We start from the raw sequence: 17,450 nt of genomic DNA, 5'->3' as shown, positions 1-17,450 counted from the left end.
GAACTCCGCCCCCGCTCGCTCTTCCTTGTGTGACAGCCCAAGTGACGACTCAGGTGACAGCTCATGCGACGGCCCCGTCCCAGGCGGCACAGCACGGGACCAGGCCGAGTGCCGCGGCCAAGCCCGTGCGGTGGGCGGCGGACGCGGTGGCGACCATGCGGGAGGGCGCGCGCGTACGGCTCGACTACTCGGCGCAGAGCCTGTGGCGGGTGGACCGGATGATCGAGGAGATACGGCGGGAGGAGCCACCGTACGCGGCCGTCGAGAGCGTGCTGCGCGGCTTCGGCGCCTACGCCGGCGAGGTGATCGTCCGTCAGACCGGCGCCGAGTGGTGGACGAGCGGCGGCGAGCACTGGGTGCGCACCCCGGACGGCCGGCTCTGGGACCCCATCGACGAGGCCCGCCGCTGCTACGGCGGCCACGGCTCGCTGCGGCTGCTGTGCCGGGACGCGACCGCCCCCGGCTGACCGGCCCGGCCCGGCTGTGACACTTCCGTCGGGGCCGACGCTGATGATCGTGAGGGCGGAGACACGGCCGGAGCGTGTCGCACCGTGAGGCAAGCGCCACGCAGTGGCCAGGAACTCGGCACGAACGAGGACGGTCTTGGGCCAGGGAGGGGAACCCCGCCGCCCGCAGCCGCGGGACGGGGAGCTGGGCGCGGCCGTCGCGCGGGCCCAGGACGGCGACGAGACCGCGTTCGCCGTGGCCTACCGGATCGTGCAGCCGGGCCTGTTGGGCTATCTGCGGGGCCTGGTCGGCGAGGACGCCGAGGACGTCGCCTCCGAGGCCTGGCTGGAGATCGCGCGCGACCTCGGCCGGTTCCGGGGCGACGGCGCGGGCTTCCGCGGCTGGACCGCGACCATCGCCCGGCACCGCGCGCTGGACCACCTGCGCCGGCAGCGGGTGCGGCCCCGGGCGGCGCGGCTGGAGCAGGACGTCCTGGAGCTGCCAGGCCGGCACAGCACCCTCGACCAGGCCCTGGAGTCGCTCTCCACCGCACGCGCGCTGGAACTGGTCCGCGCGCTGCCCCGGGACCAGGCCGAGGCGGTGCTGCTGCGGGTGGTCGTCGGCCTCGACGGCCCGGCCGCGGCCCGGGTCCTCGGCAAGCGCCCCGGCGCCGTCCGCACGGCCGCGTACCGGGGCCTGCGCCGCCTGGCCCGCCAACTGGGTACGGACGGCGCGCCGGACGCGGATCCGCCGCCGCGGGGTGAGCCGGGGTGAACGCACCGGCGGGTGCGGCACGTATGCAGGGGTGGGACGAACGGCTTCGGGAGCCCGTCGTCGCGGGTGCGGGGCGGTGACGGCCGGCCGGCACGGGCGCGGGGCCGTGGTGGGCGCGCGCGGGTGCGGGTGGATCGGCGTACGGAGTTCCGGGTGGACCGGGTGAAGGCGGGAACGGGCATGGGTGAACGGCACAGCGGCGGCGGGACGGCCGGGCGTCGGCGTGCGCACCCCGGCGGTGCCGTCGCCACGCCGGACCCCGCCGGTGACTCCGGGCTGGAGGCCCGGTTCGCCACCGCGCTGCGCGCCGGCCGCGTCGACGCCGAGGCCGAGCGCGGCGCCGTCGCCGCGTTCCGCGCCGCGCGCGACGCGGGAGCGCACGACGCGCGGACCCGCGCCCGGGACGACTGGCGGCCCGGGCGGCCGGCGCCCGCCCGCCGCTCGCTGCGGATCACCCTCTCGCTCGCGCTGACGAGCCTCACGCTGGGCGGAGTCGCCGTCGCGGCCATCGGCTCCGCCGGATCCGGCACGCACGACGACGACCGGAGCCGGTCGCCACGGTCCACGCGTCCGGTGGCGAGCACCCCGCCCGCCTCGGCCGGCGCCACGGCGGCCGGGCCCTCGGACACCGCGTCCACGGACCGCCCCGGCCGGCCGGCCACCGCCCGGGACACCCTCGCCCACTGCCGTGCCTACACGCGGGCCGGGGAACGCGGCGGCGCCCTGGAGTCGGCGGCCTGGCAGCGGCTGGTCACGGCGGCGGGGGGACCGGAGAAGGTCGCCGCCTACTGCGCCGCCCGTATGGAGCACGGCCAGGGCGAGCACACCGGCCACGCGGGGACTTCGGGCAACAGCGGCAACCGCGGAGGGACTTCCGGCAACGGCGGTGACACCGGCAAAGGCCGGAGCAGGGGCGGAGGCCAGGGGAACGCGACCCCGGGGAACCCGGCCGGCGGCAAGGCGGCCGGCGGCAACTCCTCCGGCGGAAAGCCGTGAGGCGCCCGTGACCAAGGCAACGGCCGGGGCCGCCACCCCCCACAGGAGAGGCCCCGGCCGTCGCGTGGACGGGCCGCGTGCGGCCCGTACTTCCTTCAGCGCCGCGGGTGCGGTTTCTGTCACACCCCGCCCCGCATCGCGACCCGCTCGCGGCCTCACGCTGCGCACATCCGAAACCGGTCACGAGTTAGTTGCATCTTCTACAGACATGGACGGGCAGCGGTTTCACGCCGTAACGTGCCTTTCGCGCCGACCGAAGACAGGCGTAAAGGGAGTACGGTGCTGGGGGACGACGCGGAGCTGACCACCGCGGTACGTGCGGCACAGGACGGGGACGAGACCGCGTTCCGTACGGTGTACCGCGCGGTGCACCCGCGCCTGCTCGGATACGTCCGCACCCTGGTCGGCGACCTGGACGCCGAGGACGTCACGTCCGAGGCCTGGCTCCAGATAGCCCGTGACCTGGACCGCTTCAGCGGTGACGCCGACCGGTTCCGCGGCTGGGCCGCCCGGATCGCACGCAACCGCGCCCTGGACCACATACGCATGCGGGGCCGGCGCCCCGCCATAGGCGGCGACGAGACCGAGCTGACCGGCCGCGCCGCCGAGTCCGACACGGCCGGCGAGGCCATCGAGGCCCTGGCCACCGACAGCACCCTCTCCCTGATCGCCCGGTTGCCGCAGGACCAGGCCGAGGCGGTCGTCCTGCGCGTGGTCGTGGGCCTGGACGCCAAGACCGCCGCCGAGACCCTCGGCAAACGCGCGGGCGCCGTCCGTACCGCCGCGCACCGCGGTCTGAAGCGTCTCGCGGAGCTGATCGGCGACGATCCGGAATCGGCGGGCGCACTGGACGCGCTCCCGCCGCAGAGAGAACCGCGCCGGGGCGCGGTGACGTCCGCAACTGTGACGCATACGCGTGCGCGGACGCAGAAGGACATGTGATGGCCGACGAGCAGTACAAGTGGCTGAACCGGGAGGCGGCGGAACGCCTGTTGCGCGGTGAGTCACTGGAAGCCGTCGACCCCTCCGCCCGTGACCAGGCCGAACGCCTCTCCCAGGCGCTCGGCGCGCTGTCCGCGGAGGCGGCCCCCGCCCCTGGTGAGCTCCCCGGCGAGCAGGCCGCCCTGGCCGCGTTCCGCAAGGCCCGGGAGGCCGCCGAAGCGGAGCGCACCGCGGCCGCGTACGCCCCCACCGCCCCCCGCACCCCGGCACGCGGCGCCGACGCGGGCCTCGTCCGCATCGGCGCCCCGGCCCGTACCGGAATCCGCACCCGGCGTCCCCGCTGGGGCCGTCCGGTGCGGATGGCGCTGGCGGCGGCGGTGGCGGCGGGCACGCTCGGCGGGGTCGCCGTGGCCGCCGGCAGCGGGGTGCTGCCCACGCCGTTCGGCGACGATCACCCCGGCCCCGCCACCTCCGTCTCTCCCGACCCGACCACCGGGCAGCCGCTCACCTCGCCGTCCGCACCGGGCGGCGGAACGGGCACGGGCGCACCGGAGGGCGGTCCGCGGGGGCATCGGGGCGGCACCGACGACGAGGCCGCGGGGACCGGTGACGGCACCGGGGCGCCGTCCGCCACGTCCGGCACCGGGTGGCCCGGCGCCGGCGCGGCCTGTCGTGCGCTGCGGGACGGCAAGGACCTGAACGCCGGCCGCCGGCGCGCGCTGGAGCAGCTGGCGGGCGGCCCCGGCCGCGTGAGCGCGTACTGCAAGGTGTTGCTGGGCACCGGGGACTCCGCCTCCGGCGGCACGGGCGGCGCGAACAGCGGCGGCAGCGGCGAGAACACCACCGGTCAGGGCTCGGACAACGGCAAGGGCGAGGGCGGCAAGGGGAACGGGAAGGGCAAGGGCGACGACGTCCCCGCCGACCCTGGCGGCGGCAAGGGCAACGGCAAGGGCAACGGGAACGGCAAGGGCAACGGGAACGGGAACGGGAACGGCAACGGCAGCGGCGGGGACAAGAACGGCGGCAACGGCAACGGCGCCGGCGAAGGCGCCGGCAAGGGTGGCCGGCACCAGGATGGCGCCGCCCCGGCCCCCTCGGCCTTCGCCCCCGCGCACCGAGGCACACCCGGCAACGGCTCCACGACCCCGTCACCGGCTCCGACGTACACCGCCCTCTGATCCACTCCCCCCTCTGACCTGCGGTTCTGCGGTCACCGAAATTTTCTCGGCGCGAGGTGTGACGTTTCTGGAGCCCGGGACGCAGTAATGAGTGAGCCGACTGGTCATCGGCCGTCGCACGGAGCCGGGGTTCCCCCCGTACCCGCGGCTCGTGCACCTGGCGCGGGCGGGACACGTTCCCCCGGTCCCGCCCGCGCCCCGCAACGGACAGCCCTCGGCTCGAACCGCCCCCGGTGGGGCGTCTCACCAGGACACGACGACCTTGTCGCCGATCCTCACCTGCGCGAAGAGCCGGGCGATGGCCGTCTCGTCCCGGACGTTGACGCATCCGTGGGAACCGCCCGCGTAGCCGCGTGCCGCGAAGTCGTACGAGTAGTGGACCGCCTGGCCACCGCTGAAGAACATCGCGTACGGCATCGGCGAGTGGTAGAGGGTCGACACATGGTGCCGTGACTTCCAGTAGACGGTGAACACCCCTTCGCGGGTCGGGGTGTACTGCGCGCCGAACCGCACCGCCATCGTGGACAGGGTCCGTCCGTCGACCATCCAGCGCAGGGTCCGGCTGGTCTTGCTGATGCACAGCACCCGCCCGGTCAGACAGCGCGGATCGGCCGCGGCGGCCGGCTGACCGGCCCTCGGATACAGCTCCCCGCTGCCCGGCGGACGGGTCATCGCCACCAGCCGCTGCCAGGTGACGGCGTCCGTCGCACCCGTCCGGGGCAGGCCGCGCTTGCCCTGGAAGCCCTTGACGGCCTGCTCGGTCGGGCCGTCGTACGACCCGGTCGGCCCCACGGCCAGCCAGGCGACCTGGCGCAGCCGCGCCTGGAGTTCCCGTACGGCCGGCCCGCGATCCCCGCGCGACCACAGCACCCGCGGCGCGGGCACGGAGGCGGTGACGCCCGGTGTGGCCGCAGGCGGGGCGGCCGGTGCCGTCCGGGCGGCGCCGGGTACCGGACTGCTCCGGGCGGCGCCGGAACCCGGACCGCCCTGCGGTTCCACGCGGACCGGCAGACCATGTTTCCCATCGGCGCCCGCCGGCTGCACGGTGCACCCGCAGAGCGCGGCGAGTGCGGCGGCCGAGGCGAGCAGAGCGGCACAGCTCCCCGGGATCCTCATGCCCGGGATGCTTCCCCGCGTGACCGCCGCCGAACTACGGGGCATGGTGAGGAGTACCCGTATACCGCGCGGAGGCAGCGATGGCACAGCAGTCGGCACGTCGGTCGGAGTCGGGCCTGCCCATCGAGCCGGTCTACGGGCCGGCCGACCTGAGCGGCTGGGACCCGGCCCGGCAACTGGGCGAACCGGGCGCGTACCCGTTCACCCGGGGGGTCTATCCGACCATGTACACCGGCCGGCCCTGGACCATGCGCCAGTACGCGGGCTTCGGCACGGCGGCGGAGTCCAACGCCCGCTACCGGCAGCTCATCGCCCACGGCACCACCGGCCTGTCCGTCGCCTTCGACCTGCCCACCCAGATGGGCCACGACTCCGACGCGCCCCTCGCGCACGGCGAGGTCGGCAAGGTGGGCGTGGCGATCGACTCCGTCGAGGACATGCGGGTGCTGTTCGACGGCATCCCGCTGGACCAGGTCTCGACGTCCATGACGATCAACGCGCCCGCCGCGCTGCTCCTGCTGCTGTACCAGCTGGTGGCGGAGGAACAGGGGGTGGCCGCGGACCGGCTGACGGGCACGGTCCAGAACGACGTGCTCAAGGAGTACATCGCCCGGGGCACGTACATCTTCCCGCCCAAGCCCTCCCTGCGGCTGACCGCGGACATCTTCCGGTACTGCACCGCCGAGATCCCGAAGTGGAACACGATCTCGATCTCCGGCTACCACATGGCCGAGGCGGGTGCCTCCCCGGTGCAGGAGATCGCGTTCACCCTCGCCGACGGCATCGAGTACGTCCGTACGGCGGTGGCGGCCGGCATGGACGTGGACGACTTCGCCCCGCGACTGTCGTTCTTCTTCGTGGCCCGCACGACGCTGCTGGAGGAGGTCGCCAAGTTCCGCGCCGCGCGCAGGATCTGGGCACGGGTGATGAGGGAGGAGTTCGGCGCGCGGAACCCCAAGTCGCTGATGCTGCGCTTCCACACCCAGACGGCGGGGGTCCAGCTGACGGCCCAGCAGCCGGAGGTGAACCTGGTCCGGGTCGCCGTGCAGGCCCTGGCGGCGGTCCTCGGCGGCACCCAGTCCCTGCACACCAACTCCTTCGACGAGGCCATCGCGCTGCCGACGGACAAGAGCGCGCGGCTGGCCCTGCGGACGCAGCAGGTGCTGGCGCACGAGACGGACGTCCCGGCGACGGTGGACCCGTTCGCCGGTTCCTACGCGGTCGAGCGGATGACGGACGACGTGGAGGAGGCGGCCGTCGACCTGATGCGCAGGGTGGAGGACCTGGGCGGGGCGGTCGCCGCGATCGAGCGGGGCTTCCAGAAGGCCGAGATCGAGCGGAACGCGTACCGCATCGCGCAGGAGACCGACTCCGGTGACCGGGTGGTGGTCGGGGTCAACCGCTTCCGGCTGGACGAGGAGGAACCGTACGAGCCGCTGCGGGTGGACCCGGCGATCGAGGCGCGCCAGGCCGAGCGCCTGGCCCGGCTGCGGGCCGAACGCGACGGGACCGCGGTGACCGTCGCACTGGACGCGCTGCGGAAGGCGGCGGAGGGCGAGGACAACGTCCTGTACCCGATGAAGGAGGCGCTGCGGGCGCGGGCGACGGTGGGGGAGGTCTGCGGCGCGCTCCGCGAGGTGTGGGGGAGCCACGTACCGAGTGACACGTTCTGAGCCGTCGGTCCTCCTCCCGGACGGGGAGGGACGGCTGTCGTACCCGCGTGCGACACTCCCTCCATGTTCGGCGTCATCGACCTCCCCACTTATCTCGCGGGCCTGATCCTGATCGTGCTGCTGCCCGGCCCCAACTCCCTCTACGTCCTCTCCGTGGCCGCTCGCCGCGGTGTGCGGTCCGGTTACACGGCCGCCGCCGGCGTGTGGTGCGGGGACACGGTGCTGATGACGCTGTCCGCCGCCGGGGTCGCCTCGCTGCTCCAGGGCAACGCGCTGCTGTTCGGGATCGTGAAGTACGCCGGCGCCGGATATCTGAGCTGGCTGGCGATCGGCATGCTGCGGGCCGCCCGGCAGATGTGGCGGACCCGGCGGGAGCGGGCCGCCGAGGAGGCCGCGCCCGACCAGGGCGCCGACGAGCGGCCCTTCCGCCGCGCCCTCGTCGTCAGCCTCTTCAACCCCAAGGCGATCCTCTTCTTCGTCGCCTTCTTCGTGCAGTTCGTCGACCCGGGATACGCCTACCCGGCCCTGTCCTTCGTCGTCCTCGGCGCCTTCGCCCAGCTGGCCAGCTTCCTGTACCTCAGCGCCCTGATATTCAGCGGCACGCGGCTCTCCGCGGCGTTCCGCCGCCGCAGGCGGCTGTCCGCGACGGCCACTTCGGCGGCCGGGGTGCTGTTCCTGGGCTTCGCCGTGAAGCTGACGCTGGCCAGCGCGTAGGGCCGGGCAGAGCCCGGTAACCCGGGTCCGACTTCTTCCGTCCGGGGAATCCGTACGAACAGACCCCCCTTCCGAGCAGCCGTACGCGGCGCCGGGACGGCGGAACGGTGAATTCCAGGAATTCGTTTCCGTTCCGCCTGGGCGCATCATTTCGGCCAGCTTTTCCGGGACGCCTGCCCGGTGTCCGCGGAAGTCCTCCCGCGGCTTTTCCCTGACATGGTGATATTGCGCCCCCGCGTTCCGGCGCTCCGGATTCCTTGGAGACCTGCCGGGTTCGGCTCGCGTTCACCTTCCCGGAGTCCGGAAACTTGATCGCGGATCAGTTGTCCGAAGGAGAGGATTCCTGCGGCGGGGCAGTGGTTGCCTCCCGGACGGAAGGATTCTTCAGATGCGCAGGAAGTCCTTTGCCGTAGTGGCGACCGGCGTGATGGCGGTCGCCGCCCTGTCGCTGAGCACCGGTTCGGCCTCCGCCGGGGCGAACGACACGTTCTACCCCTGGCAGAACGGAAAGAGCGGCCGCTGCCTCTCCCTGTCGGGCGGGGGCAGCACGTCCAACGGTGTGAACGCCGTCATCTACGACTGCAACGGTGGTGACGAGCAGTACTGGGGCTACTACACCAGCGGCGAACTGGTCAACCTCAAGAGCGGCAAGTGTCTGTCCACGGCGAGCGGCGGCGGCACGGCCAACGGCACCGAGGTGATCCAGTGGACCTGCAACGGCGGCGCCGAGCAGCAGTGGTACCGCTCCAGCGCCGGTGAGTGGGTGAACGGCAAGGCCGGCAAGTGCCTGTCGACGGCGAGCGGGGGCGGCACGGCCAACAACACCAAGGTGATCATCTGGTCCTGCAACGGCGGCGCCGAGCAGTACTGGTACTGATCCCGTCGCGACCGGGCGGGCGGTGGAGCCCACCGTCCGCCCGGCCCCGCCCGCAGGGGCATCTCGTCACCCCGAGTTCACCTGCGCGTCGGGCCGACGTTGGAATGCGGCGCCGAGATTTTCCTACCGTCACAGGAACCTGTCCCGGAGAAAGCCCAGGTGTCCGCGTGCCAAGCCTTCCACCCAAACTGTCCGTGATCGTCCCCTGCTTCAACATCGAGGGCTATGTCCCCGACACCGTGACCAGTCTGGTGAACAACGCGAAGGACGAATTCGAGTTCATTTTCGTCGAGGACCGGTCCACCAAGGACCGGACGTACGAGGCGTTGCTGCACCTGACGAAACGGCTGAAGAACAGCAGGGTGATCCGGCACGAGCAGAACGGCGGACTGGCCACCGCCCGGAACACGGGCATCGACGCGGCCGAGGGCCGGTACCTCACCTTCCTCGACGGCGACGACTGGCTCGCCCCCGGTTACCTGGCCCAACTGGTCGACACCGTGGAACGCCTCGACGTCGACTTCGTTCGCACCGACCACGTCCAGGTCACCGGTGTCGGACGCAGCGTCCACCGGGCGCCGGAGGGCCGCCGGCACACCCCGCTCGACCCGCGCACCTCGATCCTCCCCGTCGACGACACCACGATGGTCGACTACCCCTACGCCTGGGCCGGCATCTACCACCGCCGCCTGCTGGACCGCGGGCTGCTGCGCTTCCACGACGGGCTGCGCACCGCCGAGGACCGTCCGTGGATCTGGGCACTGCACCGCCAGGCCGACTCCTACGCCGTGGCGAGCCTGCGCGGCGTCTTCTACCGGCGCGGGGTGGCCAGTTCGCTGACCCAGATCGGCGACGTGCGGCAACTGGACTTCTTCCGTTCCTTCGACCTCGTGCTCGGCGAACTCGCCGACGACCCCGAGGCCGGCAGGCTGCGCAAGAAGGCGCTGCGGAACTACTGCGTCGTCATCGCCCACCAGCTCCTGGCCCGGGACCGGTTCGAGCGGAGCGTCGCCGCACGGCTGCGGCAGCTGGCCGCCGAGGCGCTGGGCCGGATGACCGAGGAGGAACTGACCGAGGCCCTCGTCGGCATGGGTGAGCAACGCGTACACGTCCTGCGGCGCATACGCGGCGGCATGAAGGGAGTCGCGGCATGAGCGGCACGCACACGACCACGGGTACGACGCAGATCTTCTTCTCGGCCACCCAGTACGCGGCCGCCACCGTCACCGCCGCCCTGCGCGCCGGGCTCTTCGGCCCGCGCGAGGAACACCGCCGCATCCTGGTGGTCAGCAACACCGCCGCCGTGCCCGAGGTCGGCACCCCGCTGGACCGGATGGCGGGATTCGAGCGGCTGCGCCCCGAGTTCGACGAGGTGCGCTCCTGGAACGAGTTCATCTCCCCGCACCACCCGGCCGGCTGGTCGCCGCGCGGCCAGGACCTGGTGCTGTGGGAGAAGGCCGTACGCCTCGCCTGGAACCTCGGGGACGAGCCGGTCGAGATCGCCTGCGAGTCCATCCAGGCCAACCCTTCCCGCGCCGTCGCCGACATCTTCGCCGACAGCCCGATCCACGTGTACGCGGACGGCCTGATGAGCTACGGCCCCACCCGCAACCGCATCCCGCACGGCATGAGCAGCCGCATCGCGCGCGTGCTCCACCTCGAACTGGTTCCCGGGCTGCGGCCGATGCTCCTGTCCGAGTACGGGGTCCGGCCCGAAGCCGTGCCGAACGACGCCATCGTCGACGTCCTCGCCCGGATCGGCGAGGAGGGCGCCGGGCTGCTCGCCGAGCGCCTGCCCGCCGGGGACCGGCCCACCGCGGTGCTGCTCGGCCAGTACCTCTCGGCCATCGGACTGATCACCCAGGACGAGGAGGAGGAACTCCACGTCCGCATGCTGCGCGCCGCCGCCCGTGCCGGACACCAGGACGTCCTCTTCAAGCCCCACCCGAGCGCACCCGCCGTCTACGGTGCCTCCCTGGAGGCGGCCGCCGCGGAACTCGGCGTACGGCTGACCGTCCTGAGCGAACCGGTGCTCGCCGAGACGGTCTTCGCCCACCTCAAGCCGGACCTGGTCATCGGCTGCTTCTCCACCGCGCTGATGACCGCCGCCGCCTTCTACGGCATCCCGGTCGCCCGCGTCGGCACGGAACTGCTCCTGGACCGCATCACGCCGTACGAGAACAGCAACCGCGTCCCGCTCACCATCATCGACGCGGCCCTGCCCGACGCCGAGCGCGACGAGATCGGCACCCCGCTCCCCCTCGACTCGCTGAGCGGGGAACTGGGCCCCCTGGTGCGCGCCGTCGGCTACTGCATGCAGTCCCGCAAACACCCCGGCCTGCGCGAGGAAGCGGCCGCCTGGCTCACCGCGCACCTCGCGGACCATCCGCAGTACTTCAAGAAGCGTCGTCTGACCATGCTGCGCCTGCCGGGCGGCAGCACGGTACGGGCCGAGGCGCTGCGCCGGCACCCCGCCGTGCGCAAGGCCGTGCGGCAGATCCGCGCCCGCCAGCGGTAGGCGCCGTCGTCCGGAGCACGCGGTGGCAGGGGGGCCCGGGAGGACGCCCGCCTGCCGCCGTCCACGTGCGGCCGGGGCCCGCTCGGCGCACGGGTACACGGGTGGGCCACGAAGAACGCGTCGCTCCCCGGCCCGCGGGGAGCGACGCGCGGGAACGCGACGGACTCAGTGCCGGGCCAGTGCCCGGGCCCGGCGGGCGAGGCGGCGTACGGTCGCGTTGCGCGGGATGAACGCCAGCTGCGCGGGCACCGCACCGGGCAGCGCCAGCGACGTCAGCCGGCGGCGCTTGAAGTAGCGCCAGGTGTGCGCGTCCAGGTGCCGGGCCAGATAGCTCTCGGCCGCTTCCCGCAGCTCCGGGTAGATCTTCGGCTGCATCGCGAAACCCACCGCCTTCAGCAGCCCCTCCAGCTGTGCCACCCGCTCCCGCAAGGGCAACGACCAGCCGGACACGGCCCGCTGGTCGCCGAGGTCGGGCAGCAGCGCGTCGGCGAGGGTGACCGGGACCCGGTTGCTGTTCTGGTAGGGCGCGAGCCGGGCCAGGACGGTGTCGGTGCCGACCCGGGCGACGGGCAGGCCGTACAGCGCGGCCGCGGTGAACAGGGCGGTGGAGAAGCAGCCGACGACCAGCGCGGGACGCAGCCGCTGGAAGGCCACCTCCGCGAGCACCGGAACGTCCAGCACCTCCAGTTCGGCGCCGAGCCGGGCCGCCTCCTCCTCCAGCAGCCGGGACCAACGGGCCGGCGCCACCGGGTGCGGCTTGAAGACCAGCCTGCGGTGGCCGAGCGCGACCGCGCCGCGCACCATCCGCAGGTGCAGTTCCTCCTCCTCGGCGGCACCGAGGATGTCCAGTGCGGACAGGTACTGGCCGAGCAGCAGCGCGGGCGCCTCGCCGCCGGTGTCCGGGAACCCGGGCGCCGTCGCGGCCATTTCGTCCAGCACCTTCAGGAACGCCTCGGTGCGGATCAGCTCGGGGCGCACCCCGAACTCGGTGAGCAGCAGGGGAGTCAGCCCGGGGACCAGATCGAGGTGGAGCAGGCGCTCGACGCGCGTGCCGACCAGCGGATCGACCTTGTCGCGGGTGGGGCCGTAGCTTATGAGGCCGTCCGCGTAGACGTCGACGGGGGCGCCGGTGAACAACTGGCACAGCGCCAGTGCCGGGTTGACGTGCACGGACTCCACGGTGAGCCGGACCCGGTCGTCGCCGAGGCCCCACAGCAGCCGCACGTACCGCTCCCACATGGGGATGTCGTTGGCGCGCGGCCCCCAGCCGCTGGGGTGCAGGGGCGCGATGGTCTCGTTCCAGGACAGCACCCCGTCGAAGCGCTCGCCGATGCCCGCGAAGCCGGCCATCCGGTCCAGGGCCGCGGTGGTCTCGGGGTTGGCCGCGTTGTTGGTGACGACCAGCAGCCGGCGGTCGGCCGGTTCGAACAGCCGGGCGTCGAGGGCGGCGGCCAGCGTGGCCGCGCCGTACAGCGTCGAGGCGCAGAAGATGTGGGTCGTGCCGGTCATCAGGCGGCCACCGTCCGGGCGGTCGTCGGCCGGCGCCTGAGCCGGCGCAGCCGGCCCGCGCGCTGCGGGTCCATCGCGTCGACGACCTGCTCCAGAAGATCCTGCGGCAGCCTTTTCAGCGCCGCAGCCCCCCGCGCACGCAATTGTCTGGCCACGGCGGGTTCGAACCTCTCGATCGATCCGAGGTGGTGGGCCATGATCGCGCAGTACGTGCGCACGGCTTTCGGCAGCAGTGCGCCGGCATCGCGGTCCCGTGCCGTCTCCTCGATCACCTGGTCGAACGCGCGGATGAAATCCAGTTGGCGCACATCCCCGATCTGGGTGAGTGACGAGGCGACCCCCCGCCGGTAGTACACGCCGAGCAGCCCGACCGCGGCGAAGGAATCCGCCTCCCGGTGCAGTTTCCAGATCCACGGGCGGTCCTCGGCCGTGCGCAGGCCGTGGGTGAAGTGCAGCAGTCCGCGCTCGACCAGCCGGCGGTGGTACACCCCCGCCCACGCGTACGCGTAGTCGACCGAGGTGGACCGCTCGGCCGGCAGGATCGCCTCGCGGGGGTCCAGCACCACCTGGCGCCGCCCGACCGGGACACGGTGGATGGAGCGGGCCCGGCCGGTGCACTGCACATGGTCGGTGCGGACGAAGTCGCAGCCCAGCTCGTCCATGGCGGCGACCAGCTGCGGCAAGTAGCCGGGGGCGAGCCAGTCGTCGCCGTCCAGGAACGTCAGGTACTCGCCGCGCGCCCGGTCGATGCCGGTGTTGCGCGCGGTCGCCAGCCCTTCGTTCCGCTCGTGCCGGACCACGACGGCCCCGGGCAGTTCGCGTTCCGCGCGCGCGAGGATCCGCGGTGTCTCGTCGCTCGAACAGTCGTCGACGAGAATGAATTCGAAGTCCTCACGCGTGTTCGCACGCAGGCTCTTCAGCGTGTCTGGCGCGTATTGCTGGACGTTGTAGAAGGGCACGATGACCGAGAGCTTCACCACGCGGACGACCTTAGAGGGGAGCCCGGCTCGCACCCCGACGGTCTGCTTGAATCCAGGTGAACTGTGCGCGACGAAGTAATGAACCGGGTCTTTTCCCGTTGCTCCCGCGTCCCGATTCCCCATTCGGCGATGTGCTGTTAACCGTTTGTTGCATTCGGGTTGGGCGGAACCTCGGAATCGCTTCCTAGCGTCTTCGGCGTGCCAGCAAGTGCGAAGAAGTCCCTGCGGGTCGCCGTCCTCGCGGACTCCGACACCCGGTGGAAGTGGGGAGCGCTCACCGCGCAGCGCCTCACTCCCGCGGCTGCCGAGGTCCGGCTCGACGGCTACCTCCTGCGGGGACGCGCCACCCCCACCGCCCGCCAGCTGAAGGAGGTCGGCGTCCATGCCGACTCCCTGCGCGAGGTCACCGGCGTCGAGTTCCTGCGCGCGATGAGCGAGGACCCCGACGACCGGTACGACGTCCTCGTGCTCGCGCTGGTCGGCGGCGCAGTACAGGCGATGCTGCACGGACTGCGGGCCGCCTGGGGCTCCGGCAGGCGCCCCGTGGTCGTCACCGGCTATGTCGGCGTCGTCTACGAGAAGCTCACCGACGGGCTGCTGCTGCGGCACGGCGCGGACCTGGTCCTCGCCAACTCCCGCCACGACGCGGACCGGTTCCGTGCCGTGTACGAGGGCGTGGGCGCCGACGCCTCCTCGGTCACCGAGGTCGCGCTGCCCTTCCTCGGCGGCGAGCCGTACACCGGTGGGCACGAGCCGTACACCGTGGTGTTCGCGGCCCAGCCGTCCGTGCCGGACAACCGCCGGGACCGTACCTACCTGCTGAACCGCCTCGTCGAGCACGCCCGCAGGCACCCCGAGCGGGAGGTGCTGCTCAAGCTGCGCTCCAAGCCCGGCGAGCACACCACCCACATCGAGGAGCTGCCGTACCAGAAGCTGGCCCAGGGCCAGGACCTGCCGGCCAACTTCCGCCTGGTGTACGGCCACATGGGCGAGGTGCTGGACCGCACCGACCTGCTGGTCACGGTCAGCTCCACGGCCGCCCTGGAGGCCCTGCACCGCCGGATCCCCACCGCGGTCCTCACCGACCTCGGGGTCCGCGAGGTGCTCGGCAACCACCACTTCACCGGTTCCGGCTGCCTCGCCTCCTGGGACCAGCTCGACGCCGGGCACCGGCCGGTGCCGGACGAGGAGTGGGTGGCCCGGCAGGGCGTCGCCGCCGACGGCACCTACGGCACGGCGTTCGACAGCGCCCGCGAGCGCATCGCCCGGCTGCTCGACCGGCCGGGCGGGCTGCCGCCCCTCGCGCCCTACTACACCCCCGAGACCGCGCCCGGCTACCTGCCCGGCATCCTCGCCCGCCACCACCTCGGCCCCGACGGCGTACCACTGCCCGGTGCCCCCGCCGCCGACAAGGCGCCCGGGCCCGTACGGCAGATCGTGCGCCGGGCCGCGCGCGGCGCCTACCGGCACGGCGTCCAGCGGGTCGCCCCCGTGATCCGGCGGATGGGCGAGCTGTGACCTCACCCCAAGGAGTAGACCCCATGTCCAACCCGGCAGCGGGCCACGGCGCTTCGATCCGGCGGGTGCTCGCGGTGATCCCCGCGCGCGGCGGCTCCAAGGGCGTGCCCGCGAAGAACCTCGCCCCGGTGGGCGGTGTCCCGCTGGTGGCCCGCGCGGTGCGCGAGTGCCGGGCGAGCCGGCTGGTGACCGACGTCGTCGTCTCCACCGACGACCAGGCCATCGCCGCCGCCGCCCGCGAGGCCGGCGCCGAGGTCGTCCTGCGGCCCGCCGCCATCGCCGGGGACACCGCCACCTCCGAGGCCGCCGTCCTGCACGCCATGGACACCCACGAGACGCTGCACGGCTCCCCCGTCGACGTGGTGCTGCTCGTGCAGTGCACCAGCCCGTTCCTCGTCCGCGAGGACATCGACGGCGTCGCCGCCGCGGTCGCCGAGAACGGCGCCGACACCGCCGTCACCGTGGCCCCCTTCCACGGCTTCGTCTGGCGCGAGGCCGACGAGCCCACCGAGGGCGGGCGTGGCGTCAACCACGACAAGTCCTACCGCCCGCGCCGCCAGGACCGCCCCCAGGACTTCCTGGAGACCGGCGCCGCCTACGCCATGGACGCGGCCGGCTTCCGCGAGCACCGCCACCGCTTCTTCGGCCACACCGAGCTGGTCCGCACCGACCCGGCCCGGGTGCTGGAGATCGACGACCCGCACGACCTGGCCCGCGCCCGCGCCCTCGCGCCCCTCTTCGACGCGGACCGTCCCGGTTCGCTGCCGACCGCCGACGACGTGGACGCGGTCGTACTCGACTTCGACGGCACCCAGACCGACGACCGGGTGCTGATCGACTCCGACGGACGGGAGTTCGTCGCCGTGCACCGCGGCGACGGCCTCGGCATCGCGGCCCTCCGCAGGAGCGGCCTGAAGCTGCTGATCCTGTCCACGGAACAGAACCCGGTCGTCGCCGCCCGCGCACGGAAGCTGCGGCTGCCCGTGCTGCACGGCATCGACCGGAAAGACCTCGCGCTGAAGCAGTGGTGCGAGGAGCAGGGCATCGCGCCGGAGCGCGTGCTCTACGTCGGCAACGACGTCAACGACCTGCCGTGCTTCGCCCTCGTGGGCTGGCCCGTGGCGGTCGCGAGCGCCCACGACGTCGTGCGCGGCGCCGCACGCGCGGTCACCACGGTCCCCGGCGGTGACGGCGCGATCCGAGAGATCGCCAGCTGGATCCTCGGCCCCTCTCTCGATTCCCTCCCCAAGTAAGGACATCCCCTGATGAGCACCAACTCCCGTCTGCGCACCTTCGGTTCGCGTGAGGTCGGCCCGGGCAGGCCCGTCTACATCTGCGGCGAGATCGGCATCAACCACAACGGTGAGCTGGAGAACGCCTTCAAGCTGATCGACGTCGCCGCCGAGGCCGGCTGCGACGCCGTCAAGTTCCAGAAGCGCACCCCCGAGATCTGCACCCCGCGCGACCAGTGGGACATCGAGCGCGACACCCCCTGGGGCCGGATGACCTACATCGACTACCGCCACCGGGTGGAGTTCGGCGAGGACGAGTACCGCCAGATCGACGAGTACTGCAAGGAGAAGGGGATCGACTGGTTCGCCTCCCCGTGGGACACCGAGGCCGTCGCCTTCCTGGAGAAGTTCGACGTCCCCGCCCACAAGGTGGCCTCCGCCTCCCTGACGGACGACGAGCTGCTGCGCGCCCTGCGCGCCACGGGCCGCTCCGTCATCCTCTCGACGGGCATGTCCACCCCGCGCCAGATCCGCCACGCGGTGGAGGTCCTGGGCTCGGACAACATCCTCCTCTGCCACGCCACCTCCACCTACCCGGCCAAGGCCGAGGAACTGAACCTCCGCGTGATCAACACGCTGGAGAAGGAGTACCCGAACGTCCCGATCGGCTACTCCGGCCACGAGACGGGCCTGCAGACCACGCTGGCGGCGGTCGCGCTGGGCGCCACCTTCGTCGAGCGCCACATCACCCTGGACCGCGCGATGTGGGGCTCCGACCAGGCCGCCTCGGTCGAGCCGCAGGGCCTGACCCGCCTCGTCCGTGACATCCGCACCATCGAGGCATCCCTCGGCGACGGCGTCAAGAAGGTCTACGACTCCGAGCTGGGCCCGATGAAGAAGCTGCGCCGCGTCACCGGCGTCGTCGCCGAGGCGGAGATCGCCGCGGCGGCGGGCGAGCCGGTCTCGGTGTGAATCC

At 72.9% G+C, this 17,450-nt stretch carries 16 protein-coding genes; 13 read left to right on the top strand and 3 right to left on the bottom strand.

Going from position 1 to position 17,450, the window contains the following annotated elements; genetic code table 11:
• Positions 1–53: 53 nt before the first annotated feature.
• The 5 genes from AB0946_RS06995 (at position 54) to AB0946_RS06975 (ending at position 4,337) form a co-directional block, all read left to right on the top strand.
• A complete protein-coding gene (locus AB0946_RS06995) occupies positions 54–467 on the top strand; it encodes a hypothetical protein (RefSeq protein ID WP_366759558.1) in 414 nt (137 codons plus the stop codon).
• Positions 468–603: 136 nt separating this feature from the next.
• Positions 604–1,221, top strand: a complete 618-nt coding sequence (locus AB0946_RS06990) for an RNA polymerase sigma factor (RefSeq protein ID WP_366759557.1) — start codon at positions 604–606, stop codon at positions 1,219–1,221.
• Positions 1,222–1,401: 180 nt separating this feature from the next.
• Entirely contained in the window at positions 1,402–2,217 is an 816-nt protein-coding gene (locus tag AB0946_RS06985; protein ID WP_366759556.1) for a hypothetical protein, read from the top strand.
• 279 nt (positions 2,218–2,496) lie between these two features.
• Positions 2,497–3,159 (top strand): RNA polymerase sigma factor, encoded by a 663-nt coding sequence (locus tag AB0946_RS06980; protein WP_366759555.1) that lies wholly within the window; start codon positions 2,497–2,499, stop codon positions 3,157–3,159.
• On the top strand, positions 3,159–4,337 hold the full coding sequence (locus AB0946_RS06975; RefSeq protein ID WP_366759554.1) for a hypothetical protein: 1,179 nt from the start codon (positions 3,159–3,161) through the stop codon (positions 4,335–4,337). Before AB0946_RS06980 ends, AB0946_RS06975 begins: the two co-directional genes overlap by 1 nt.
• A 243-nt stretch (positions 4,338–4,580) precedes the next feature.
• Here the strand turns inward: AB0946_RS06975 and AB0946_RS06970 are convergent, their stop codons facing one another.
• Positions 4,581–5,453 (bottom strand): L,D-transpeptidase family protein, encoded by an 873-nt coding sequence (locus AB0946_RS06970; RefSeq protein WP_366759553.1) that lies wholly within the window; start codon positions 5,451–5,453, stop codon positions 4,581–4,583.
• Positions 5,454–5,533: 80 nt separating this feature from the next.
• Here AB0946_RS06970 and AB0946_RS06965 point away from each other — a divergent pair, with 80 nt between their 5' ends.
• The 5 genes from AB0946_RS06965 to AB0946_RS06945 all read left to right on the top strand — a co-directional run bounded on the left by AB0946_RS06965 (position 5,534) and on the right by AB0946_RS06945 (position 11,235).
• The gene (locus AB0946_RS06965; protein WP_366759552.1) at positions 5,534–7,126 is read left to right on the top strand and encodes a methylmalonyl-CoA mutase family protein; all 1,593 of its coding nucleotides are present in this window, start codon (positions 5,534–5,536) and stop codon (positions 7,124–7,126) included.
• A gap of 63 nt (positions 7,127–7,189) precedes the next feature.
• Positions 7,190–7,840, top strand: a complete 651-nt coding sequence (leuE, locus tag AB0946_RS06960) for a leucine efflux protein LeuE (protein WP_366759551.1) — start codon at positions 7,190–7,192, stop codon at positions 7,838–7,840.
• A gap of 388 nt (positions 7,841–8,228) precedes the next feature.
• The gene (locus AB0946_RS06955; RefSeq protein WP_366759550.1) at positions 8,229–8,717 is read left to right on the top strand and encodes an RICIN domain-containing protein; all 489 of its coding nucleotides are present in this window, start codon (positions 8,229–8,231) and stop codon (positions 8,715–8,717) included.
• Between the two features lie 167 nt (positions 8,718–8,884).
• Positions 8,885–9,871, top strand: coding sequence for a glycosyltransferase family 2 protein (locus tag AB0946_RS06950; RefSeq protein WP_366759549.1), 987 nt, complete (start codon positions 8,885–8,887; stop codon positions 9,869–9,871).
• Positions 9,868–11,235: a polysialyltransferase family glycosyltransferase gene (locus AB0946_RS06945; RefSeq protein ID WP_366759548.1), complete on the top strand. Its 1,368-nt coding sequence runs from the start codon at positions 9,868–9,870 to the stop codon at positions 11,233–11,235. Before AB0946_RS06950 ends, AB0946_RS06945 begins: the two co-directional genes overlap by 4 nt.
• A 165-nt stretch (positions 11,236–11,400) precedes the next feature.
• Here the strand turns inward: AB0946_RS06945 and AB0946_RS06940 are convergent, their stop codons facing one another.
• Together AB0946_RS06940 and AB0946_RS06935 are read right to left on the bottom strand one after the other, a co-directional pair.
• The gene (locus AB0946_RS06940; RefSeq protein WP_366759547.1) at positions 11,401–12,744 is read right to left on the bottom strand and encodes a polysialyltransferase family glycosyltransferase; all 1,344 of its coding nucleotides are present in this window, start codon (positions 12,742–12,744) and stop codon (positions 11,401–11,403) included.
• Positions 12,744–13,724 carry a glycosyltransferase family 2 protein gene (locus tag AB0946_RS06935; RefSeq protein ID WP_366759546.1) on the bottom strand — a complete coding sequence of 327 codons (981 nt, stop codon included), beginning with the start codon at positions 13,722–13,724 and terminating at the stop codon, positions 12,744–12,746. The genes AB0946_RS06940 and AB0946_RS06935 overlap by 1 nt, the downstream gene beginning before the upstream one ends.
• Before the next feature lie 198 nt (positions 13,725–13,922).
• Here AB0946_RS06935 and AB0946_RS06930 point away from each other — a divergent pair, with 198 nt between their 5' ends.
• The 3 genes from AB0946_RS06930 to AB0946_RS06920 are packed head-to-tail and all read left to right on the top strand — an operon-like array spanning position 13,923 to position 17,446.
• A complete protein-coding gene (locus AB0946_RS06930) occupies positions 13,923–15,242 on the top strand; it encodes a DUF6716 putative glycosyltransferase (protein WP_366759545.1) in 1,320 nt (439 codons plus the stop codon).
• Between the two features lie 23 nt (positions 15,243–15,265).
• Positions 15,266–16,495 carry an N-acylneuraminate cytidylyltransferase gene (locus AB0946_RS06925; protein WP_366748679.1) on the top strand — a complete coding sequence of 410 codons (1,230 nt, stop codon included), beginning with the start codon at positions 15,266–15,268 and terminating at the stop codon, positions 16,493–16,495.
• Positions 16,496–16,507: 12 nt separating this feature from the next.
• Complete coding sequence (locus AB0946_RS06920; RefSeq protein ID WP_366748680.1) at positions 16,508–17,446, top strand: N-acetylneuraminate synthase family protein; 939 nt, start codon at positions 16,508–16,510, stop codon at positions 17,444–17,446.
• Positions 17,447–17,450: the final 4 nt, after the last annotated feature.

Source organism: Streptomyces sp. NPDC046870 (genome assembly GCF_040704595.1).
GTDB lineage: Bacteria > Actinomycetota > Actinomycetes > Streptomycetales > Streptomycetaceae > Streptomyces > Streptomyces argyrophylli.
The sequence above is the reverse complement of the archived record's forward strand: the minus strand, read 5'-3'. Positions and strand labels throughout refer to the sequence as shown.